The following is a 21,305-nucleotide window of genomic DNA, read 5'->3' on the forward strand; positions in this document are numbered from 1 at the left end:
CGTATCCTGGCTATTCAGCCCGCTCGTACGTCCCGCTTATCCATCCCACTTATTCATCCCGCTCATTCATCCCACTTGGCGGGCGCCTCGAAACTGGCGATTTCCTGGGCATCCACGTGCTGGCGGCTGAAACCTGCGGTTTCCAGGCTATTGACCGCCGAGTGGCAGTTGAGCGGCAGGCGCGTTTGTAGCGGCACGCCGCTCAAGCTTCGGCGCAGCGCGCGCAGTAGCCTCGTACCGTGGCCGCTGCCCTTCCACTCCTTGCTGATATAAAAGAACTTGAGCTGCCAGGCCGACTCGTCGTCGGGCCGACAGGCCAGCACCATGCCCAGCGGCGGCCCATCGCCGTGGCGTAGCGCCAAAAGCTGCCCCTGCCAGTGCGCCACCTGCCCGTCATCACGCTGCAGCCATACCTGGCGGTGCACGGTGAACTCCAGCGCGCGGCGCAGCGTATCGAGGGCGCTTTTGTCGCGCAGTAGCCAGGGCGAATAGCCCCGGCCATCGGCCTGGTACACCGCTTCGATGAAGTTGTCGATGTCCTCTTCCCGGGCAGCCTCCAGGGGCCGGGCGCGCCGGCCCTTGGCGCGCTTATGGCGCGAGGCCGGCTTGTCCGCCCCGCTAAAGAGCTTTTTAAGTTGCGTCAGCATGGCCACCTCGCTCGGCGTAAAGGGCGGAGGGAAGCTGGAACCCTGCGGCCAGCGGCCGGGTAAACGGGTTGGGCGCGCCGCCGGCAAACAGCCGGTAGCGCATGGTGCCGCCATCCACGTTGAAACGAAGCTCCAGCTCACGCTCGCTCACGCTGGTGACCTCGGCCTGCTCCAGCAGCCTGAACCAGGCCCAGGCGCCATCCTGACTGACGCTTCGCGGCGAACGGTTCACTTCGCTTGGCACCATAGTGAGGCGGCTTTCGGTGCCGCCGCGCAGGGCGTTGGGCCAGATCATCGATACCCGCTGGCTAACGCTGTGGGCGTATTCGATCAACTGACCATCGACACTGATGACGCTGCGGCGCTTGTTGGCGCTCAAGCTGACCGGCTCCAGGGCGAACTCGACATCGAGCGCGCCGTCGCGGCTAAAGTAGGCGCGGCGAATCTGCTCGGCCTGGTCCACCGCCGTGTAGAGGCTTTCGCGCAGCAGCGAGTTGCCCTGGGCGTCGGTCAGGTACTCCGGCGCGCCTTCGATAAAGGGCTGCAGGCTGTCCTGATAGAACGTATCCAGGATGCCGCTGGGGGCGAAGAAGTCCTCGAAGTCGTTGAGCGCGACCTCCTGGGTGGCGTTGGGCGCGATAGGATAGCGCCCGGCCAGGCGCTCCTGGTACGGCGCGACCACTTCGTCGAGCCACAGGCTTTCCAGGTGGCGCGTGGCGCTGACCATCAAAAGCTCCCAGCTTTGGTCCGCCAGGCGGTGGAGCATGCTGGCGACCGGCTCCGGGGTGTTGTCGGCGATACGCTTGAGGTTTTCGATCGGGTCGTTACCGCGCAGCGAGAGCCGGTCGCGGGCGCTCAGGAAGGCGGCGCGGCCGCTGTCGCTCGACTCTTCGATCTCCATCAGGTAATCGCGCAGCGACGTCACCGCGGTCTTGATCTCGTTCAGCGACGAGGGGTTGCCGTTGTCGGCCTGGCTTAACCGGTTAAGATCGGTGAAGGGCTGCTCGATGGCCAGCGCCAACTGGTAGCGCTGAGACTGGCGCAGCGCCTCGCGGGCTTGGTCATCGTCCTCGGGGAGCTCCGGGTAGAGGCTGGTATTGCGCTCCACCGCGTCCAGCAGCCGGTCCAGCGGGCGCTGGGCGCCGACCAGCGCATCCGCCACCACGATCGCCTGACGGATATCCGGCAGCGGTACCAGCTGCGTATTGGCCAGCGCGTCGCGCCAGCTCACCTGGTAGTCGCTCACGTAGTACTCGCGCAGCGCGGTTTGAAGCTGCTCTTTATCCGCCTCGCTAAAGTTGATGTCGTCGCGCTGGCCGAGCACCCAGATGTCGATCAGGGCAAGCTCCACGGCGCGGTCGAGCTCCTGCAGGAAGTAGCTTTCGAAGCCGTCACGGGTGACCAGGTAAGGCAGCGTCACGTGCTCCGGGTCGTCATTGCGCGCCATGAACACGGTGTTGAAGAGCGTGCCCACGCTGCGACGCAGATCCAGCGCCTGGCCCTGGCGGCTGCCGGCGGCCTTGAGCGCGGCGTAGACCCGCTCGTCGATCGGCTGACGGGAGAGATCCTGCTGAGCGGAGGCGATGCTGCCTTGAAGCGGCGCCATGGCCTGCTCGGCGTTCGGGCTGCCCGCCTCGACGCGCCCCTGAAGGTCGCTGTGCTGCATGGCGTAATCCAGATGCATCATCAGGCGCTGCTGCACCTCGCCCTGCTGGGGGAAGTAGCTCTGCCAGCGATTCGCCATGTAGCGCTCCACGCGCTCGGTCTGGCGCCCGCTTTGATCCGACATCATGCGCAGTACACGAAGCAAGGCGAGTTTTTCGTTACTGCCCTCTTCGGCGCGGTTCATGTCGTCCATGATGCCGATCATCAGGGCGGGCAGGAATTGATGCTCCAGCATGGCCAGATACGCCCGCTCGACCTGGGCGCCAATTACGTGGCCCTGGTAAAGCCCCATGTCCGCCAGGTACGGCGTATGGGTGCGGTACTCGCCGAAGGTTTCCATGGCGTAGCGCAGCCGGTCCAGCGGGTCCAGAAGCTCGCGACCGCTGGGGTCGTCGCTTTGGAAGGCCTCCGGCTGGGTGGCCAAAAAGGTTTCCGCGCGCTCTTCCACCGCGGAAAGCGAGACGCTGTTTTTCTGGTAGAAGTGGGTCCAGCCGCCGACCAGCCCCAGCCCCAGAATAGCGCAGGCGGCCAGGCTTGCGTTGCGCATGCGCTGGCGCCGCTGGGCGACGCGCGCGTTGTCAGAGGCAAGGCCCGCCTCGGGGTAGATCACCTTCTCGAACAGCTCTTCGGTGAAGTAGAGCGCGCTGCGTGCCGCCCGGTGGGCGGGTTGCACGCTGTCGTCCATGCCGTAGCGCCGGGCCGCGGCGTCAACGAAGGGGTCCTCGGGCACGCCCTGCTGGTAGACCGAGGTAAAGTAGGTGCCGCGCACCATCGCCGCGGTCGAGAAGCGGTCGCTGGAGAGCGCCTCGGTCAAAAAGCCCAGCAGCACGTCGCGAAGCCCAGCCAGTTGGCGCACGAAGCGGAACACCGATTCGCGCTCCTCGCGGTCGCGGCACTCCGAGAGCATGGCGGGCATCATGTGGTTGAGCCGCGTGAGCATGGCGTCGAAATCGGCCTCGAACTCCGCCTCCCACTGCCCGGGGGTATCGATGGAGTCCGGGGTGAAGGTGAAGCCCAGCGGCGCCTTGCGCGCGGCGCGGGAGTAATGACGGAAGAAGTCGTCGAAGCCGTGGAGCAGGTCCATCTTGCTAAAGGTGACATACACGGGAAGCCGGGCGCCGTGGCGCTCCATCAGCTCGCGCAGGCGGCTGCGCAAAAGCGTGGCGTAGGCTTTACGCACCGCCACCTGGGCGTGGCTCAGGCGCGCCAGGTCGAGCACCAGCACGATGCCATCCAGCGGGCGCCGGGCGCGGTTACGCTCCAGCCACTCCACGAAGTGATCCCAAAGCCTGCGCTGAAGCTCCTGGGGTTCGCCGCCTTCCATGGCGCCCTGGGTCAAGAGTTCGCCATCCGGGTCGATCAACACCGCCTTGTCGCCGATCCACCAGTCGAAGCCGAGCTGGCCTTGTTTGCTGCTCTGCCCGGTGGCCTTCATCACGTGGGTCAGGGCGAAGTTCTGGCCGGAGCGGTTGATCAAACTGGTCTTGCCCGCGTTTTCCACGCCCATGACCAGATACCAGGGTAGCCGGTAGCGGCCGTTGCCGCCGCCCAGGCTCTCGATGATCTCGTCGAGCACGCCGTTGAGCGACTCTTCCTGGCGCTCGACCTGGGACATGATCGGGTCGTGCTGGCGCGCCTGTTCCTGCTCGCGCTCGGTGTCCATGTCGCGCAGCCGCCGAGCCAGGCGAACGCCCCACACCACGGCCACGACCGTGACGATGATGAGCGTGGCCGCCAGGCGGTTGATGAAGGGGGCAAGCGGCGTCACCCCGCGCACTTCCCAGCTCGGCCCGAACCACCAGATCGCCACCAGCAGCAACGCCACCAGCACGGCCCACAAGAGCATGGAGAGCCGCGAGAGTCCTTTGACTTTGTTGACGTGGGCGTTGGCCCGGTTTTTCGCCGTTTGCGCCCGGGAGAAGCCCGGCACGTAGCGGCTCAGCTTTGATTTCAAGGTTGACCACATTAGCCTTTATCCCTCGTCCCTATTGATGATGACCATCGGTTTACCCTGGTGGTACGGTTGGCGTTCACCCCGAGGGGGTCTCCGGCAGCGCGGCTTTCAAACGTGCGATCAGCGAAGGCTCCCACTGCTCCAGCGCCAGCTCGCTGACCGTTTGGTGGAGCGTGACGTAATGCTGCTGCGCCAGGCTCGAAAGCCCCGCCTCTTCCAAAAGCTCCGCGCTTGCCAGCCGCCAGTAGGCGCTCTCTCTGGGCGAGCGCGCCGCGCCCAGGCCCTGGTCCAACACTTTCAGCGCCGCGCCGGTGTCGTTTTGCGCCAGCGCCTCGCGCGCCTCTTCGAGCCCCTGGTGCCAGGCCTCGCCCCCGCTTTCCGGCGCCGCGCCCCCTTCCTGGGCGCTTTGCAGCCAGCGCGCGGTTTCCTCGTCGACGAACGCGGCGCCGTTATTGAAGGTGAGCGCCTCGATCCCTGGCAGGCGCTGTACGAAACGCTGGGTTTCATCGCGAATCGCCTCGGCGCAGCGCGGGTGGCCCAGCTGTTTGGCAAGCCCGGCACTCAGCCGGTGGCCTTCCAACCAATAAGGGCTCACCGCGAGGCTTTTTTCGATTCGCTGCCAAAGGCTTATATCGCCGCCCTTGGCCAGCGCCTCGCGGTACTCGGCGGTACGGTCCGCCGAGACCGGCGCCAGTTCGGTCTTGCCGTTCTCCCGGGTGCCCGGCAGCGCCTGGATCGTGCTCCAAATCGCGTAGCGGCGAAGTCGATAGACCAGCGGCTCGCCCAGCGACTGCTCGGCCATGAACTCCGCCATGTTGAGCAGGGCCTGGCGGTTGCCGCGCTCGTTGCCGGATTCCAGACGAAGCTCCGGCGCCTTCGCCGCCGGAGCCGCGGTTTCGGGCTGCGCCTGGGCCTGGCCCTGAGATCGAGCGGCGGATGTCGAACCCCCTTCGCCACCTGGCGAGGCGGGCGTATCGCTGGCCGCCGTGTTCGTTTCCTGGCTCGGGCGCAGGGCGGTCAACTGACGAGTCAGCTCGTCCAGCGCCTGGTGGGGCAGGGATTTCTGCGCCACCTGCTGGGCAAGTTCGGCAAGCGATGTTTCACAGGCCTCGAACTCGTCCTGGGCGTTGTGGAAATCCAGCGTCGCCAGCAGCTTTATACTGCGCTGGATGAACTGCTGAAAAAGCCGGGGGCGCAGTTTGTCGCCGCGCTTGCCGGCGAAGGGGTAGGCGCTTTCCCACCAGGGCGCTTTGATGCTGCGGGCCAGCAGGCGAAGCGAGAGCGCAAAGCGCACGCCGCTGCCGCCGTGCTGCATGCAGTGCATCAAGTGCCCCAGTACTTTCAAGTCCTTGCCCTGTTCGCTGAGCATGCGAATCGCCAACGTCTCGGCGTTTTCCCAGTCGATGCTGGCGTGCTGGAGCGAGCCGATCTTCATCATCTCCTCGTCCAGGGTCAGGTAGTTGTTACTGTCCTCGACCGGCACGCCCACCGGCGCGCCCTCGGCGTTCTCGGGAAGCGGCGCCAGCAAGGGCTCGAGCTGCGATTCTGCGGTAATTTGCATGAACCTCCCCTTACCAGCCGCACGCGTCGCGCAGCGGGTCGATGACCTCGCGCAGACCAGAGACATCGAAGCGCAGCCCATCGAGTTCGGCCAGGTCGCTTTGCAGCGTGACGGCGCCGGTACCCAGCAACTGGCGAAGCGTTTCGATGGCGGGCAGCCCGCGCCCGCCGCTGACCACGCGGCCGCCGTCGCGCACGCGCCACTGCTGGGGGATAGAGCCGTTGTCGCCGACCAGCCGTACATCCACCCGCGCCTGGCTAAGCGGTGCGGGCAGGTGCAGCTGGAAACGCGTGATCCACTTTTCACAGGCCAGTACCATCACCGGCCGCGGCGGCGTGGTGCCCAGCGCCGGCACGCTGATCAGGATAGTGTCCGCGGTGGTGTTGGCGATCAGCCCCATATTGTCGTCACCGCGGCCCGATTCCTGGCGTTCGACCGCGTACCAGAGCGCGGGCAGCTCGCCCTGCTCCTGGGTGGTCGTCGCCTCCAAAAACAGCGCGTCGTAGCAGTTGAGCCGCTCGAGGCGCGACGCCTCCTCAGTGCACGCCTGGGCGCTATCCAGCAGCGCCTCGGGCGCTTGGGCCTTCACGCCGGCACTTGCCAATAAGCCCAGCAGCAGCAAGGCGCTGCCCGGCCATCGGCGTTTTAACAGCATCACGTTCATTTGGTATCCAGCTCCAGTAGCTGACATTTGTGCGCCAGGGTGCGCTTGGGTAGCCCCAGACTTTCCGCCGCCTGCGCCCGGTTGCCGCCGAAGCGTTGCAGCCGCTTGCGAATGATCGTCGACTCGATTTCACGCAGCGCCTGGCGCAGATCGTCGATTTCGCTTTCCAGCACGGCGTCGCCGGATGGGGCCTGGGTGGCCTCTTGAGTTGGCAGCGCGGGCGTATCGTCCGGCGCTTGCTCGCCGGGCAGCATGGCGGCGTCGATATCCGCCCCCTGGGGGGTCATGGCGCAGGCGTAGTCGATCACGTTTTTAAGCTCGCGCACGTTGCCCGGGTAGGCGCGGCGGTGTAAAAGCCGCAGCGCCGCCGGGGTGATGCCCATCTCTTCGCGCGCCTCGCGGCTGCAGAAGTCGCGAATGAACGAGCGGGCCAGGGTTTCGATATCGTCGCGGCGGCTGGCCAGCGGCACCAGGGTGATCGGAAACTGCCCCAGCCGGTAGTAAAGGTCTGCGCGAAAGCGCTGCTCCTTGATCTGCTCGCGCAGCGGCTGATGTGTGGCCGCCACCAAGCGCAAATCGGCGCAGCGCTCGTCGGTCGAACCCAGCGGCCGGTAACGCCCGCTCTCCAGTACGCGTAAAAGCTTGGCTTGTAGCGCCAGCGGCATGTCGCCGATCTCATCGAGAAACAGCGTGCCGCCGTGAGCCTTGGCGATCAGCCCTTCGCGGGGTTGGTCGGCGCCGGAGAACGCCCCCTTGACGTGGCCAAAGAGCTCGGACTCCAGCAGCGTTTCGGGGATCGCCGCGCAGTTGATCGCCATGAAGGATTCGCGGGCCCGGCCGGAAAGCTCGTGAATGGCCTGGGCGACGCGGTCCTTGCCGGTGCCGGTTTCACCTTGTAGCAGCACCGCCAGGTTGGTTTCCGCGGCGCGCACCACTTGGCTTCTCAGCGCCTGCATGGCGGCGGACTGGCCGAGAATCTGCTCGCCGAGGCGATTGGCAAGGCTTTGCCGGCGGGCGCCGTCGTTGAGCTTGGCCAGCGAATCCTGCAGTACTCGGGAGCGTTGGCGCTCGCCGTGCTCCCGCGCCAGGCGTGCCCACAAACGACATAAAAGCGCCTCGAACGCGGCCATACCGGCTTCATCAAAAAGCGCGTCCAGCGCCTCGGGCTCGCCGGCCAGGAGCAGCACGCCCAGCCATTCGCGCCGGCCATCCAACGCCCGGAGCGGGCGAAGGCGTAGCTGGCGGCGGGTGGCAAGTGACGCGATCTGGCCTTGAAAGCCCGGGTGGTCCAAGCGCAGGCGGGCGTCGCTGACGCTCAGGCTGAGCGCGCTGTCGTTACGCACGACGTGGGCGTAGGGGTGGCTGAAATCGCCGCAGTCGAACTGCGTGTCGAGGCCATCGCGGCCCAGCCAGCGCCCGCTGCCGTCGATATACAGACACTCCGCCGCGTCCACGCCCGGGCAGTCGCGCAAAAGCCTGGCCGCTTGCTTGCGCAGCGCGGAAAGCGACGCGCTCTCCACCAGCGTCAACGCCAGCGGCATGGCCGCAAGCGCTGCACTGGGCAGGCCGGTTAACGAGCGAGCGGGAAGCGTCATGGCGTCAGGCGACCTCGGCGGTGAAGCGGTCGTGTTCACTATCGACCCCCAGCACCACGCTCGACACCGCTTCGCGGCGCGCCATGCGCTCCAAAAGCGCCCGGGAGAGCGGCGGCAACAGTTCGCCGTCGATCACCGACTCGAGCATACGCGCGCCGTTTTCGCTGCGCGTGGCGCGAATGCAGATCGCCTCCAGTAGCGCGTCGTCCAGCACCACCTCGGCCTGGCGGTGGCGGGCCCGAATGCGACCGGCCAAGGTGTCGAGCTTGGCGCGCACGATCTCGCGCAGCGTCTCGCCCTCCAATGGCAGGTAGGGCACCACCTCCATGCGTGCAAGCAAGGCCGGTTTGAAAAACGCCGCCAGCACCGGATAAAGCGCCTGGTCGAGGGCGGCCGGGTCGCGGCGGTGCTCGTTGATCGCTTCATAGCCCAGGTTGGACGTGAGGAAGAACAGCACGTTCTTGCAGTCGATCAACCGCCCTTCGCCGTCGGCCAGCTCGCCCTTATCGAACGCCTGGTAGAATAGGTTCAGCACGTCCGGATGGGCTTTTTCGACTTCGTCGAGCAGCACCACCGAGTAAGGCCGTTTGCGGATCGCCTCGGTCAACAGACCGCCTTCGCCGAAGCCGACGTAGCCCGGCGGCGAGCCGATCAGCCGCGAGACCGTGTGCTTTTCCTGGTACTCGGACATGTTGATGGTGGTGAGGAATTCGCGACCGCCGTAGAGCTGCTCGGCGATCTGCACCACGGTTTCGGTTTTGCCCACGCCGCTGGGCCCGGCGAGCAAAAATGCGCCCAGCGGGCGTCCCGGGCGGCGAAGGTCCGCCCGGGCGGTCAGCAGATGACGATGGATACGCTCGATCGCACTGTCCTGACCCTTGATCAGCTCGCCCAGATGCTCGGGGAGCTCGGTCAGGCGGGTGAGCTCGTCGCTGGTCATACGCTCGACGGGCACGCCGGTCCAGTCGCCGATGACCTGGGCGATCTGCGCCTCTTCGACACTGGGATTGACCAGCGCAAAGGTTTGCTGGAGCTCTCCAAGCGTTGCCTCGCGCTCGGCAAGCTCGGCGTGTAGCGCCGAGGCTTCACCGTTTTCGTCGGCGTCGAGCAGCTGGCGGTGGAGCGACACGATAGCGTCCACGCATTCGCGCTGGGCCTGCCAGGCCGCTTCCAGGGTGGCAAGCTCCTCTTCGAGCCCGGCCAACTGCTCGGCCACCGCCTCGCTCTGGGCGCTGTCCGGGGTGCGGCCCAAAAGCGTCTCCCGGGCCAGCTGGTCGCGCTCGCGAAGCGCCGCGGTATGCGCGCTTTTCAGGTGGCTTAGCTGGCGCGGCGGTGTGTCCAGCGCCTGGGCCAGCCGCGTGCAGGCGGTATCCAGCACGTCGATCGCTTTGTCCGGCAGTTGGCGCCCGGCCAGGTAGCGCGCCGAGAGCGCGGCGGCGGCGCGCAGGCCGCTGTCGCCGATCAGCACGTTATGGGCGCGCTCGTAGACATCGCGCAGGCCGCGCAGTATCACCAGCGCCTGCTCGACGCTGGGCTCGGTCAAGGCCACGGGCTGGAAACGCCGCGACAGCGCCGGGTCTTTCTCGAAATACTTCTTGTACTCGCGCCAGGTGGTGGCGGCGATAGTGCGAAGCTCCCCGCGGGCAAGCGCCGGTTTGAGCAGGTTGGCCGCATCGCCGCCACCCTCCTGATTGCCGGCACCGATCAGCGTGTGGGCTTCGTCGATGAACAAAAGCGTGGGGCGCGCGGCATTTTTGACTTCGTCGATCACCGCCTTGAGGCGTTTTTCGAACTCGCCCTTGACCGCCGCGCCGGCCTGCAGCGCCCCCAGGTCGAGGGTCAAGAGTTCGACCCCGCTGAGCGCGCTAGGCACCTGCCCGGCCACGATACGCGCGGCCAGGCCTTCGACCACCGCACTTTTGCCCACCCCGGCGTCGCCGATCACGATGGGGTTGTTCTTACGCCGCCGCCCCAGGATATCGAGCATCTGGTCGATTTCCGGGTCGCGGCCGAGCACCGGGTCGAGCTCGCCTTTACGCGCCTGCTCGGTGAGCGAGGTGGCAAAGCGCGCCAGCGCGCTATCGTCGCCGGCGGGCGCCGCTTTCGAAGGCTCTTGAGAGGCGTCCTTGGGGGCTTCGGCGGAATCCGCCGTGAGCGTATCAAGCCCCCGGCGCAGGCTCTCCCGGTTGATCTCTGCCAGCAGCCGCCTCGAGCCCTGGCCCAGATAGCGCTCCGGGGTATGTAAAAGCGCGGTGAAGATCGCGCCGCTTCGCAGCGTGCGGTGCTGGTACTCGGTGGCGGCCAGAAGCCAGGCGTCCTGCAAAAGCTCGATCAAAAGCGGCGAGAAGCTGGGCGTGGCAACCTCGGTGCTGCGCGGCGGCCGCGTTTCTTCGGCAAGCAGCGCGCGCAGCGCGTCGCTGTCTACCTCGAGGCGCTCGCAGAGCACGCGCACATCACAAAGTGGCTGGTCGAGCAGCGCCTGGAGAAGATGGCCGACGCTCACTTCCGGGGCCTGCTGCTGGGCGCACAGCACCGCGGCCTGCTCGAGCCCCTGGCGGGCGATGGTATTGAGGCGGTCGATGAGCGCGGGTAGCTCTACCCTGAGCATGGTGTTCTCCTAGCGGTACAGTTGGTTGAGAAGCGTGGTGATCTGCTCGGCCTGCTGGTCGAGCGACCAGGCAAAGCCCAGATACACCGCCACCATGGCCGCGCCGAACAGCGCGAAAATACCCCAGATGGGAAAGTTGGCGCCGCGGTGGCGCTGATGGCCCTGCACCACGTTGTCCAGCGGCTGAGTCAGGGTGTCCTCGACGGCAGGCTCTAACGCCGACAGCTGGTCGCCCAGCGCACGCACGATCTGTTCGTACTCGTCGCGCCCGTGGGACATGACCCGGTAGCGCCCCTCGAACCCCAAACAGAGGCAGAGATAGATGAAGGCGAGCATGTCCCGGTAGCGCTTGGGCTCCTGTTGAAGCCGCGCCAAAATGGAGAAGACCTTCTCGCCGCCCCAGGTTTCGTTATGAAAGCGGGTCAAAAGCGAGTGCTCCGCCCACTTGCTTTGGCGCCCCCAAGGCATGCCCATCACCGCCTCGTCGATGAACGAGCAGAGCACGTAGCGGTAGGCTAAAAGCGTGGCGCGGTCGTAGCCCTGCTCGGTGAGCTCGATCTCGATGGCGGCGATCTCGTCGACGACCTGGCGATAGAGGCGTTCGACATCGGACACGTTGTCGAGCTGGCGCACCCGGACCACCATGCCCAAAAGGCTGCCCGCGGCGTCGACCAGCGGGTTGAGGTTATGGCCGCGCAGCTTGAACCAGTAGTCTTCGTCGGCGTCGAGCTGACCGGCGTGGCTATGGATGAGATGCTCCAGGCCACGCTCGTTGATCAGGTCCTCGTGGCGGCCTTTGGACGCCTCCCGTCGACCCCCGGGGTGCTGTTCTTCAGTGACAAGCTGTTGCATGGCTTAACTCCTGATCGCCCAGAACTGCATTTCCAGACCGGGGAAATCGCCGGCCACGTGGAACGCAAAACCGCTGGCACCTTCGAGCATGCCCCAGGCCTCGCTTTGGCGGTCCAGCTGGAAGTAGGTGTAGCCTGCGTGGTAGGGAAGCTCCCGCGGGGCCACCGGCAGCGGCTCCAGCGGAATGCCGGGCAGCTGTAGGCTGATGAGATCGCGAATGCGCTCGACGCTGGCCACCTTGGTCTGCTGCAAGAAGAGCTTGCGCAGCCGCTCGCCGGGCATGTCCGCGCGCACCGCGAGAATGAACTCGGCGGTTTCGATCAGGCTGGTATCGGAAAGCGGCGCCACCAGCAAGCCAAAACGACGCGCCTGGAGTTGGATGGCCACCGCGCGCGGCTCCAGCACCGTCGAGAGCGCCTGGCGCAGCATCTTCATCAGCGGGCGGAAGGCGCGATCCGGGTGGTCGTGGTCGTAGGCCGGGCACTCTGGCGGCAACCGCGACTCGTCGGTAAACGTCACCAGCTCGCAGGACACTTCGTGCATGGTGTCGTAGAGGCGCTCCGGGTGGAGCTGGCCAAGCCTGGCCAGGTGTTGAAAGCGCGGCTGGGCGCGGTTCAAAAGCTGCAGCAGCATGAAGTCCGACACGTCCGCCACCCCGGCCTGATGCGGCGTAGAGAGGCGCTGGGCGATATTGCGCGCCCGCTCGCGCATCAAGCCCGCCATCTCACCGACGAAGCGCTGCAGGCTGGGCGCGGCCTGAACGTTCATCAAGGTGGGCAGGAAATGCTCGTCCAGCACCAGGCTTCCGTCCGGGCGGCGCTCGACGATGCGCGCCACCGCCAAACAGGCGTAGCCGCTGCGGTCGTCGCGCTCCAGCAGCAGCCGCGGCGACACCCGGGCCACGTCCAGGTCCGCCGTGGCGCCCTGTTGGGAGTGCAGGTCGCGCACGCTGCGCGTGGTCATGCGATAGCGTGCCGGCAGGTCGTCTTCGGGCCAGCGCACCTCGCCCACGCCGTCGGTGGCCAGCGGAATCCCCAAATAGACGACCTGGTTGGTGATGCTCGAGTCACTGATCTCCAGGGGCGCGGGTTCGGTATCGTCGCTTGGCAAATGAAACGCCACGCCGTCGGGCATGACGCCGACAGCCCGGCTGATGGCGACCCGGCCAAAGCTCAAGAACTCGTTGTTCAGCTCCAGGCTGAGAAAGCCATACAGGTAGTGGCTAACGCCTTGCAGGCGCGTATCCAAAAGCCCTTCCAGGCTTCGCTGCTGCTGCTGGAAATGCTGGGGCTTGATAAACAGCCCTTCGCTCCATACCACACGATTTCGGCTGGCCATTAGTCCTCCTTCCTTAGTTCTACTTCGCTCTCCCGAAGGTGAACCAGCAGGTGGTAGTGTTCGGCGCGGCTTCTCACCTTCACGACCTTTTTCCACTCGGCCTCGTTGGGCGTGGCGTAAAAGGCGATGAGGCCGATGTAGCGCGTCTCTTCGTCGATCTCGAACGGCTCATAGAACTTCCACTGCCCGGGGAGCAGGGTGAAGTCATCGTGGGTGAGGTAATTGGTACCCAGCGCTTCTTCCATATCCTCGCTTAGCTGGATAATGTCGGCGGCCATGAGCATCGAGTCGTCTTTCAACTGCAGCACCTGAAAGCGCAGCGGCGTGCCTTCGCCTTCCACGTTGGGGTTCACGTTGGACTCGGCGATCATGCTCAGATCGACAAGCGTCGGGCGGTCTTCCGGGTAACCCACGGGCGTCGACGGGTCGCGCATGATCTCCCAGGTCTTGCCGGCGGCCTCCCGCGTAGAGGCGCAGCCGGCAAACAGCAGGCAAAGCGCCAGCACGCCGATCAGCCGCGCAAGGTTCACGGTGGCCGCCGGGGCGGGAAAGTGGGGGGCTGCGCTCATGGCTGCTCCCGCTGCTGCTGACGGACGGACTGGTCGTAGGCCTGCTCGAATACTTCCCAGAAGAGCTTTTGAAAGCCCTGCTGGCGCCCGGAATTGAGCTCGCGGTAGTAGTGCTGGTACATCTCCCAGGCCCAGCCGTCTTCGTCTTCGATCCGGTTACCCGCGCCGCGGTAGGCGTGAAAGCGCTTCAACAGCGCCTCGGGCGAGAACGCATCGAGAATGGCGCCAAGGGCCTGGCCGATCGCCTCTTCCACGGCGTGCTGGTGCTGGCCCTGATGGCGCAGGCTTTCGGCGACCGCTTCGGGGGCGGAGAGGTGCACGTAGCTACGCTGGGCCGAGAACATGGTTTCGGCGGTCTCTTCGAACGAGAGCCCCAGGCGCAGCGGGTTGTCTTCGATCGGCTGCAGGCGGCGGTCGCGCAGCGGGTACTTGCTGTCGTTTTGTGACTGCTGCAGGGTACGCAGGCCATCGATGGTGGCGCGCAGGGTTTGGCCGGCCTCTTCCAAAAACGCCTGCTGTTCGCCGCTATCGCGAAAAGGCAGGTCGAAGCCCAGCCCTCGAAGCAGCGGATCGGCGCCTACGTGGCTCAGCGACTGGGGCGTCGGTTTTTGCCAGCGATCCTCCAACTGCTCGCCTACAGAGCGCTCCAGGTCGTCCAGTTGCCGCTCATCCATGTCACTGCTCCTCTGCTTGTTCGTGCCGGTCAAGGGTTTGATATCGGGAAGGCGTACCGCTTCTTCGCGGGGCTCGCGCTGCCCGTTGCTGTTGTGCTGGCTATAGTGCTGGCGCTGGGCGAAGGGCTTCGCCTCCAGCGGTTCGATGTCCCGGGCGCTGGGCTCGCCTTCGTCCAGCGCCGCCATGGGGTCGTGCTTGAGCGAGCCGGGAATCACGCCGCCCAGCGCCTCGATCGGGTCTTCGCGCTGATCAAAGCGCTCGGGCTGGGCGGGCTGTTCGCTTCGCCGGGGCCCCGTGCCGCCGTCCCGGGTGACGTCTTCCTGCTCTTCGTCGACCAGGGTGGTCAGCGAGTGCACGCCGGGCTGCCAGGCGTGGCGATTCCCCATGTGGATCTTGAGCCGGTAAACACCCACGGTCAGCTCGTCGCCGTCGCGCAGGGCCACCTTACGATTACGCCCTACCGGCAGCGTGGCGCGGTTAATGAAGGTCTGGCCGCTGGCATCCACCAGGCAGAACTTGCCGTCGATTTTGGTGATCTCGGCGTGACGCGACTGGATCTCGCGCGCCTGGTCCTGCAGCAGCCAGTCGTCCTGGCCGCCGCTGCCAAGCGTCCCTCCATCGCTATGAAAGACATGGCTGCTGGAGGAGCGGCCTTCGAGCTGTTCACTGTTCAAAACCACCAGCGTTATGGCGTCAAACGGGTCGGCTTGCATGGTTTAACTCGTCATTTGAATGCGTACGCGGCGGCGCGTGCTTTCTTCGCCGCCCTCGGGGTCGACGAACGTGGTCCAGCCCAGCTGGCACGAGCCAGCATCACCAAGGCGCATGGGCTTTACCGCGCTCTCCAACAGTTCGAGCTCCAGGTCGTAGGCCAGCGGCTCGCGCAGCACGAAGCTCACCAGGGTTTTCAGCGGGTCGTGCTCTTGGCCGTCGGGCAAAAAGTCGCGAAACCGCTCGAGACTCAAGCCGCGCAGGCAGAGCGCAAACTTGCCCTGCACGTCGGCCACGCGCTCGCCGGCCACGACATCCTCACCCAGTGTCATGCCGCTCATTCCGGTACGGCTTCGCTGATCCAGCGGGATCTCGACCCAGCGCTTGACCCACTGTTCGATCTCGACCTGCTCCAGATCGAAGCAGTGGCTGACGATGCCGCACACCACCTCCGGCGAGCGCGAGCGCCCGGCCAAAAGCCCGGCGTAGGCGAGCATCTTGCTCCAGTTGATCGGCGTTTCGCCGCGCAGGTTGGCGTCGGCCAACCCCACCAACGCAAACACTGAGGCCGAGAAGCCATCTTCGGCGTTATCCTGGTAGCGCACGTAGTGGCGGTACTTGCGCCAGTTACGGTGCATCAACGTCAATAGACGATGATTGAAGAAATCCAAAAATGCCCCGGCGTTGCCCTCCTGGTGCGCCGACTCGTGGGCCAGCGCCTCCAGGTAGTAGCTCGGCAGCGGCGACTGCGAGCCCTGCAGGCCCAGAAAGCTCACTTCCATGGCGTACTGGCCGTGCTCATCGAGGCCCAGCGCGAGTACGTCGCTGCCCGGGAAGCCCAGCGACGCCGAGCTCTTGTAGCGCACCCGCGAAAACACGGGCACGCTACCGCCAGGCCGCTGCTCCAGGTCGTCGCCGTGACGGTGGTGCAGAAGCTCTACCAATTGAAAAAAATCAAAGCGCCGCGCCCGGTTCAAAAGCGGCGCCAGCGCTACATCAGGGGCTGCTGCCCCGCTTGTGAGCTCCATACGTAACGCTCTTGGTTATGCCGGTTGATGACCTGCAACTCGTGAAAGGAGTTGATGCTGGCGTAAAGCGATAAAAAGCGCGCGAGGACACTGCCGAACAGGTACAGGCTGCCTTCATCGCCAAACGCGTCCTGGTCCAGGGTCATCACCGAGCGCAAACCGCGCACGGGCATGCCCCGGCGCAGCCGGTCCACCGGCTGCGTATCGATCTCGATAATGCCGTCCAAGCGTTTTTGCGCGACGCGCTCGGCCTGGCGGTCCACCAAAGCGCGAAAATCGTAGGCCTTGAGGACCGAGCAGAGCGCGTCGCGGCTGAGTAGCGACAGGTAGTTGAGCGACAGGTTGGAAATCAATGTCCACAGCAGCCCGTCGTCGATCGCCGGGCGCAACACCGGGGTCGGCCGGGTCACGTTGCGAAAGCTTGCGAAGGTGGGGCTATTCTGGGTTTCCACGCAGATATCGCCCACGGTCAACTGCTCGGGGAGCTCGCGGTTGCTGCAGGTCAGGCCAAGCGATATCGTCTCGCGCCGCCCAAGGCAGAGCGCTTCGTCGCCGCGTACCAGGGAGATATCGTGATCGAACCCGTCGCCGCGCATGCTGGTGCGCACCCGCGTCCGGAAATAGAGCGAGTCGCGGCCGCGGTCGCGCTCGATCTGGTGCTGGAAGCTCTCGAAGGGAACATAGCGGCGCTGGCCGTTTTGGGCACCGCTTCCCGCCCCTTCCAGCCGCCCGACCACGTCGTCCACGCTGAACACCTCGAAGTGCGACGGCGCCTTACTGCTTGGGCGAATACGGTACTCGCTGCGCTCGCCGGTCAAATCGACCGGCTCGGCATCGTGCTCGAACAGGTTGATGGCCGGGGCACAATAGAGCGCCAGGTGTTCATCCTGAAGGCGCGCATCGGTGGGCAGCGGGCGCGAGAACACGAAGCGCAGCGTCACCTTCTCGGCGGTTTTCGCGGGTAGCGCGCCGCCCAGGCCATGCACATCGAAAAAGTGAAATGCCTCGGGAAAGCACAGGTACTCCTGCAAAATGCGATAGCCCTGGTGCACGTTGCGCGGGTAGGGCAAAAGCGCCTGGTCGGGCTCGAAGCCCACCGGGCGCAGGGCACTTGCCGCAAGCGTCTGGCGCTGGCCGTCGATCTCGAGCTCCAACCGGCCCAGGTAGTGGCTCATCCATAGATAGAGCGTGCGCGCGGTGTAGCCGTCGCCGCCCAGATAAAGACGCAGCGCCTCTACGCCGAGCTCGTTCATGGGCTGGTCGCTGTGCACATCCATGGCAAGCTCGACGATCGAGGATTCGCGGGTATGGCGAGCGGTGACACCCGCGTGGGCCAGCGGGTAGAGCGCAACATCGTGACAGGTACGAAACAGGCAGGCGGTGCCTTCGACCGGTGTGCTCGAAAGCTCGGTACCGCGGGCCACGCTTTGCTGCTGGCTGAGCACGTGCCAGACCGGGGTGAACTGTACCACCGCCATGCTCGGCACCGGACGCAGGTAGTTCGGCCATAGCATGCTGATCAGCGAGTGCGTCAGCTCCGGGAATTCGTCTTCCACCTTTTCGCGCATTCGCCCGGTCAAAAAGGCAAACCCTTCCAGCAGCCGCTCGACGTCCGGGTCGGTGCTTCGCTCGGACAGAAACCGGCTAAGGCCCGGGTTCGCCTCGGCAAACTCACGGCCCTGACGCTTGAGGAAGTTAAGTTCGTCGCGGTAGTAGCGGTTGAGCATGAATGCCTCGCCGCGCGATCAGTTCATACACTGATAGCGCTTGTTGTTGAGCAGCAGATCGATCGTGGCCTGGGCGCTATCGTGGCCAAGCGCGACGGTGGCGTGCACTTGAAAACGCAGCTGCAAGGGGTCGCCGCCGTTAGGCAGCGACTCCACTTCCACCCGCTTTACCCGGGGCTCGAAACGTTCGATGCATTGGCGGATCGCCTGCTTGATATTGAGCTCCAAATCCAACACGCCGATGGTGGCGTCGTTGAAATCCAAAAGCCCCAACTCTGGCGCACAGGCGCTGTTGCCGGGGTGACTGTTGAGAAGCTCTACCAAATGGCGTTTGATCGACTCCACCACCTCACCGAGCCGGGTCTCTTCCGAGCGCTGATCCGGCTGGGGAGGGGCCGCCAAGCGCTCGAACAATCGGCTGCCTAAACGCCCATTGCTTTGCGTGGCCATAGCGCGTTACTTCCCTTATTCCTTGTCGAGACGCCCGACCAGGGAGAGTTCGAAGTTCGCGCCCATGTACTTGAAGTGCGGACGTACCGACATCGATACCTGGTACCAGCCCGGCTCGCCTTCGACATCCGAGACCTGGATCGAGGCGGCGCGCAGCGGGCGGCGGCTACGTACATCGGAAGGCGGATTTTCCTGGTCGGCTACGTACTGGCGAATCCAGGCATTGAGCTCGCGCTCCAGGTCCTGACGCTCTTTCCAGGAACCGATCTGCTCGCGCTGAAGCACCTTCACGTAGTGCGCCAGGCGGTTGATGATGAACATGTAAGGCAGCTGGGTGCCCAGTTTGAAGTTGGTCTCCGCGGCCTTGCCTTCGGTAGTGTTCGGGAACACCTTGGGCTTTTGCACCGAGTTGGCCGAGAAGAACGCGGCGTTGTCGCTGCCCTTGCGCATGGTCAGCGAGATGAAGCCCTCTTCGGCCATCTCGAACTCGCGCCGGTCGGTGATCAACACCTCGGTCGGAATTTTTGCCTGAAGCTGGCCGAAGGCCTCGTAGGTATGCACCGGCAGGTTTTCCACCGCGCCGCCGCTTTGCGGGCCGATGATGTTCGGGCACCAACGGTACTTGGCGAAGCTGTCGGTCAAACGCTCGGCGAGCAGGTAAGCAGTGTTACCCCAAAGGTAATGCTCGTGGTTCTCGCTGACCGTTTCGCGGTAGTTGAAGGTCTTGACCGGGTTTTCGATCGGATCATAGGGCGTGCGCAGCAAAAAACGCGGCGCGGTCAGGCCGAGATAGCGCGCATCTTCGGACTCGCGCAGGCTACGCCAGCGGGCGTATTTCGGCCCTTCGAAGATGGCTTTGAGATCCTTGATGTTGGGCAGCTCTTCGAAGCTGTCGACGCCGAAGAACGACGGCGCGACCGACGACATGAAGGGCGCGTGGGCCATCGCGCCGACCGCCGAGGTGTACTGCAAAAGCTTCATGTCCGGCGTGGAAGGCGAGAAGTCGTAGTGGCCGATGATACCGGCAACGGGCTCACCGCCGAACTGGCCATACCCGGCGTTATAGACGTGATGATAAAGACCGCTCTGGCTGACTTCCGGGGCGAATTCGAAGTCTTCCAGAAGTTCCTGCTTGGTGGCGTGCAGCACATCGAGCTTGATGTTTTCGCGAAAGTCGGTGCGGTCGACCAGAAGCTTCAAACCTCGCCACGCAGACTCGAGCTGTTGAAACTCCTGATTATGCAGCACTTCGTCCACTTGGTGGCTGATCTTGCGATCGAGCTCGACGATCATGTTGTCCACGATCGACTTGTTCACCTTGGGCGCTGCGTTGTCATCCGCCAACAGCTGGGAAATAAAGGCGGCAACCCCTTGCTTGGCCACATCATAGCCTTCATCGGCCGGGGCCATACGGGTTTGCGCCATGACCTGGTCCAGCAGCGACGCCTCTTCTGTCTCTGTCTGAACCGTTTGGGACTGATCTTTAACCGTCTTGCTCATCGTTTCGTCTCGCACTATTGGGGTTAGCAAATTGATACACGGGCCGGGGTTACTCGTTAGGGCGCTCGGTATCCATTAACTCCAATTCATTGAGAAGCTGCTGGCGCGCTTCGTCGTTTTCCAGCAGTTTTTGCAAACGATCCCGGAAAGCGGGTACGTTACCCAGTGGGCCTTTCAGCGCTACCAGCGCTTCGCGCAGCTCGACCAGCTTGCGAAGCTCTGGCACCTGCTTGGCGAGCGAGTCCGGCGAGAAGTCTTCAAGAGACTTAAAGGAAAGATTAACGGCCATATCGCCGGCGTCCTCGCCCTCTTCGAGGCGATTGGCCACCGAGGTTTGCAAGGACAAATCGGCTTCGCGCATGACCGACTGGAAGTTGTTCTTGTCCACCGATACGGATTGACGCTCTTCGATGGGCGTCTCTTCTTCGCCGCCCTTGAAGTCGCCTACTACCAGCAGTTTGAGCGGAAGCTCGGTATCCGCCTGCTGGTCGCCGGTGGCCGGAACGTATTTGATATTGATGCGCTCTTTCGGCGCGACGGTGCCTTGTTTAGCCATTGGATGCGTCCTGAAAGCGAGAAAATCGAACGTTTACGTTAATAATTCTCAATTAACGCAAGTTAACGAATTCGCTTGAACGATGCCAATGCGCCATTTTTAAACACTCAAGAAGTGGCGTCGTAAAGGAAACTTTTTCACTCTGAATTTGCGCGACAATTGGCACAATTTTGTAGAATTTAGCCGACTATCTAATTAAAATTAATTTATAAAAACCTAATGTAAGATATCTCTTACACAACGCGACGATAATGTCTTACAAATAAAATCCTGATTTTCTCAACCTAAAATCTCAATCCGGGCGGCCTTGGTGCCAAGTGATGGTTAGGCTGGCCACTTTTTCACCCCCGAAGCCTCACTTCAATGAGCCTTTTCGCCTCTGTGAGCGCTTCTTTGCCTGGCTTTGACTAATTAAACGTTATAATCAACTCGGCCTGCTGAATTTCAAGCAACTTGTTGCCCCGCAGGCAAGTGCTTGCCTGTTTTCGAGCAAGTCTCGGCCCAGGCATACTTTCATAAAATTTTAATATTTTAATAAAGTGCTGATTAAAATAGAGATTTTTTAGATGGCATACGGCTTGCCTTAGTAAATAGTGTTCACCGGGTATTCGTACCCTTATCGCAACGCTTGATCGAGGAGCTATTTATGCCAACTCCATGTTATATCAGCATCGAAGGCCAGACTCAGGGCAACATCACAGCCGGCGCTTTCACACCGGACTCCGTCGGCAACATCTATGTCGAAGGTCACGAAGATGAAATGCTGGTCCAGGAATTCAAGCACGTCGTCACGGTGCCCACCGACCCGCAGTCCGGTCAGCCCTCCGGCCAGCGCGCCCACAAGCCGTTCGTATTCACCGTCGCGCTGAACAAGGCCGTGCCGCTGATGTACAACGCCTTGGCCTCCGGCGAAATGCTGCCCACCGTAGAGCTTAAGTGGTACCGCACCTCGGTCGAAGGTAAGCAGGAGCACTTCTTCACCACCTCGCTGACCGATGCCACCATCGTCGATATCAACCTGCGTATGCCCCACGCCCAGGACATCCAGAAGTCCGAGTTCACTCAACTGATGGACGTGTCACTGGCATATCGTAAAATCGATTGGGAACACACCGTTGCCGGCACCTCGGGTTCCGACGACTGGCGCGCGCCGATCGAAGGCTAAGCATTGCCTCAATGCTTGCCGCATAAAAAAACCCCTTCCT

At 63.8% G+C, this 21,305-nt stretch carries 16 protein-coding genes; 1 reads left to right on the top strand and 15 read right to left on the bottom strand.

Annotated elements, in window-relative coordinates; genetic code table 11:
* Positions 1-62: 62 nt before the first annotated feature.
* From ACWHRL_RS15240 to tssB, 15 genes are all read right to left on the bottom strand, one after another.
* Positions 63-647: a GNAT family N-acetyltransferase gene (locus tag ACWHRL_RS15240; protein ID WP_447529909.1), complete on the bottom strand. Its 585-nt coding sequence runs from the start codon at positions 645-647 to the stop codon at positions 63-65.
* Entirely contained in the window at positions 631-4,278 is a 3,648-nt protein-coding gene (tssM, locus tag ACWHRL_RS15245) for a type VI secretion system membrane subunit TssM (protein ID WP_447894345.1), read from the bottom strand. The genes ACWHRL_RS15240 and tssM overlap by 17 nt, the downstream gene beginning before the upstream one ends.
* Before the next feature lie 64 nt (positions 4,279-4,342).
* Positions 4,343-5,827: a type VI secretion system protein TssA gene (gene tssA / locus ACWHRL_RS15250; protein ID WP_447894346.1), complete on the bottom strand. Its 1,485-nt coding sequence runs from the start codon at positions 5,825-5,827 to the stop codon at positions 4,343-4,345.
* A gap of 10 nt (positions 5,828-5,837) precedes the next feature.
* Entirely contained in the window at positions 5,838-6,491 is a 654-nt protein-coding gene (gene vasI, locus ACWHRL_RS15255; protein ID WP_447894347.1) for a type VI secretion system-associated protein VasI, read from the bottom strand.
* Complete coding sequence (locus tag ACWHRL_RS15260) at positions 6,488-8,086, bottom strand: sigma-54 interaction domain-containing protein (RefSeq protein WP_447894348.1); 1,599 nt, start codon at positions 8,084-8,086, stop codon at positions 6,488-6,490. Before ACWHRL_RS15260 ends, vasI begins: the two co-directional genes overlap by 4 nt.
* A 4-nt stretch (positions 8,087-8,090) precedes the next feature.
* Complete coding sequence (gene tssH / locus ACWHRL_RS15265) at positions 8,091-10,694, bottom strand: type VI secretion system ATPase TssH (protein WP_447894349.1); 2,604 nt, start codon at positions 10,692-10,694, stop codon at positions 8,091-8,093.
* Positions 10,695-10,703: 9 nt separating this feature from the next.
* Positions 10,704-11,546 (bottom strand): type IVB secretion system protein IcmH/DotU, encoded by an 843-nt coding sequence (gene icmH, locus ACWHRL_RS15270; RefSeq protein ID WP_447529915.1) that lies wholly within the window; start codon positions 11,544-11,546, stop codon positions 10,704-10,706.
* A gap of 3 nt (positions 11,547-11,549) precedes the next feature.
* Positions 11,550-12,884, bottom strand: a complete 1,335-nt coding sequence (gene tssK, locus ACWHRL_RS15275) for a type VI secretion system baseplate subunit TssK (RefSeq protein WP_447894350.1) — start codon at positions 12,882-12,884, stop codon at positions 11,550-11,552.
* Positions 12,884-13,453, bottom strand: a complete 570-nt coding sequence (gene tssJ, locus ACWHRL_RS15280; protein WP_447894351.1) for a type VI secretion system lipoprotein TssJ — start codon at positions 13,451-13,453, stop codon at positions 12,884-12,886. Before tssJ ends, tssK begins: the two co-directional genes overlap by 1 nt.
* Entirely contained in the window at positions 13,450-14,841 is a 1,392-nt protein-coding gene (gene tagH / locus ACWHRL_RS15285) for a type VI secretion system-associated FHA domain protein TagH (RefSeq protein ID WP_447894352.1), read from the bottom strand. Before tagH ends, tssJ begins: the two co-directional genes overlap by 4 nt.
* Before the next feature lie 3 nt (positions 14,842-14,844).
* On the bottom strand, positions 14,845-15,867 hold the full coding sequence (gene tssG, locus ACWHRL_RS15290) for a type VI secretion system baseplate subunit TssG (protein WP_447529919.1): 1,023 nt from the start codon (positions 15,865-15,867) through the stop codon (positions 14,845-14,847).
* Complete coding sequence (tssF, locus tag ACWHRL_RS15295; protein WP_447894353.1) at positions 15,831-17,594, bottom strand: type VI secretion system baseplate subunit TssF; 1,764 nt, start codon at positions 17,592-17,594, stop codon at positions 15,831-15,833. Before tssF ends, tssG begins: the two co-directional genes overlap by 37 nt.
* Positions 17,595-17,612: 18 nt before the next feature.
* Positions 17,613-18,044 (bottom strand): type VI secretion system baseplate subunit TssE, encoded by a 432-nt coding sequence (gene tssE, locus ACWHRL_RS15300; RefSeq protein ID WP_447894354.1) that lies wholly within the window; start codon positions 18,042-18,044, stop codon positions 17,613-17,615.
* A 15-nt stretch (positions 18,045-18,059) separates the two neighbouring features.
* Entirely contained in the window at positions 18,060-19,544 is a 1,485-nt protein-coding gene (tssC, locus tag ACWHRL_RS15305) for a type VI secretion system contractile sheath large subunit (RefSeq protein WP_447529922.1), read from the bottom strand.
* Between the two features lie 49 nt (positions 19,545-19,593).
* Positions 19,594-20,100 carry a type VI secretion system contractile sheath small subunit gene (tssB, locus tag ACWHRL_RS15310; RefSeq protein WP_447529923.1) on the bottom strand — a complete coding sequence of 169 codons (507 nt, stop codon included), beginning with the start codon at positions 20,098-20,100 and terminating at the stop codon, positions 19,594-19,596.
* Positions 20,101-20,746: 646 nt separating this feature from the next.
* Between tssB and ACWHRL_RS15315 the strand changes: the two genes are divergently transcribed.
* Complete coding sequence (locus ACWHRL_RS15315; RefSeq protein ID WP_447529924.1) at positions 20,747-21,265, top strand: Hcp family type VI secretion system effector; 519 nt, start codon at positions 20,747-20,749, stop codon at positions 21,263-21,265.
* Positions 21,266-21,305 lie beyond the last annotated feature (40 nt).

The sequence above is a fragment of the Vreelandella sp. GE22 genome, assembly GCF_968212445.1.

What these genes read in the sequence shown, in the direction of transcription:
- ACWHRL_RS15240 (WP_447529909.1), bottom strand. Translation starts at nt 647, where the DNA reads ATGCTGACGCAACTTAAAAAGCTCTTTAGCGGGGCGGACAAGCCGGCC.
- tssE (WP_447894354.1), bottom strand. Translation starts at nt 18,044, where the DNA reads ATGGCCACGCAAAGCAATGGGCGTTTAGGCAGCCGATTGTTCGAGCGC.
- icmH (WP_447529915.1), bottom strand. Translation starts at nt 11,546, where the DNA reads ATGCAACAGCTTGTCACTGAAGAACAGCACCCCGGGGGTCGACGGGAG.
- tssM (WP_447894345.1), bottom strand. Translation starts at nt 4,278, where the DNA reads ATGTGGTCAACCTTGAAATCAAAGCTGAGCCGCTACGTGCCGGGCTTC.
- tssB (WP_447529923.1), bottom strand. Translation starts at nt 20,100, where the DNA reads ATGGCTAAACAAGGCACCGTCGCGCCGAAAGAGCGCATCAATATCAAA.
- tagH (WP_447894352.1), bottom strand. Translation starts at nt 14,841, where the DNA reads ATGCAAGCCGACCCGTTTGACGCCATAACGCTGGTGGTTTTGAACAGT.
- tssA (WP_447894346.1), bottom strand. Translation starts at nt 5,827, where the DNA reads ATGCAAATTACCGCAGAATCGCAGCTCGAGCCCTTGCTGGCGCCGCTT.
- tssF (WP_447894353.1), bottom strand. Translation starts at nt 17,594, where the DNA reads ATGCTCAACCGCTACTACCGCGACGAACTTAACTTCCTCAAGCGTCAG.
- tssJ (WP_447894351.1), bottom strand. Translation starts at nt 13,453, where the DNA reads ATGAGCGCAGCCCCCCACTTTCCCGCCCCGGCGGCCACCGTGAACCTT.
- tssG (WP_447529919.1), bottom strand. Translation starts at nt 15,867, where the DNA reads ATGGAGCTCACAAGCGGGGCAGCAGCCCCTGATGTAGCGCTGGCGCCG.
- tssH (WP_447894349.1), bottom strand. Translation starts at nt 10,694, where the DNA reads ATGCTCAGGGTAGAGCTACCCGCGCTCATCGACCGCCTCAATACCATC.
- ACWHRL_RS15315 (WP_447529924.1), top strand. Translation starts at nt 20,747, where the DNA reads ATGCCAACTCCATGTTATATCAGCATCGAAGGCCAGACTCAGGGCAAC.
- vasI (WP_447894347.1), bottom strand. Translation starts at nt 6,491, where the DNA reads ATGAACGTGATGCTGTTAAAACGCCGATGGCCGGGCAGCGCCTTGCTG.
- tssK (WP_447894350.1), bottom strand. Translation starts at nt 12,884, where the DNA reads ATGGCCAGCCGAAATCGTGTGGTATGGAGCGAAGGGCTGTTTATCAAG.
- tssC (WP_447529922.1), bottom strand. Translation starts at nt 19,544, where the DNA reads ATGAGCAAGACGGTTAAAGATCAGTCCCAAACGGTTCAGACAGAGACA.
- ACWHRL_RS15260 (WP_447894348.1), bottom strand. Translation starts at nt 8,086, where the DNA reads ATGACGCTTCCCGCTCGCTCGTTAACCGGCCTGCCCAGTGCAGCGCTT.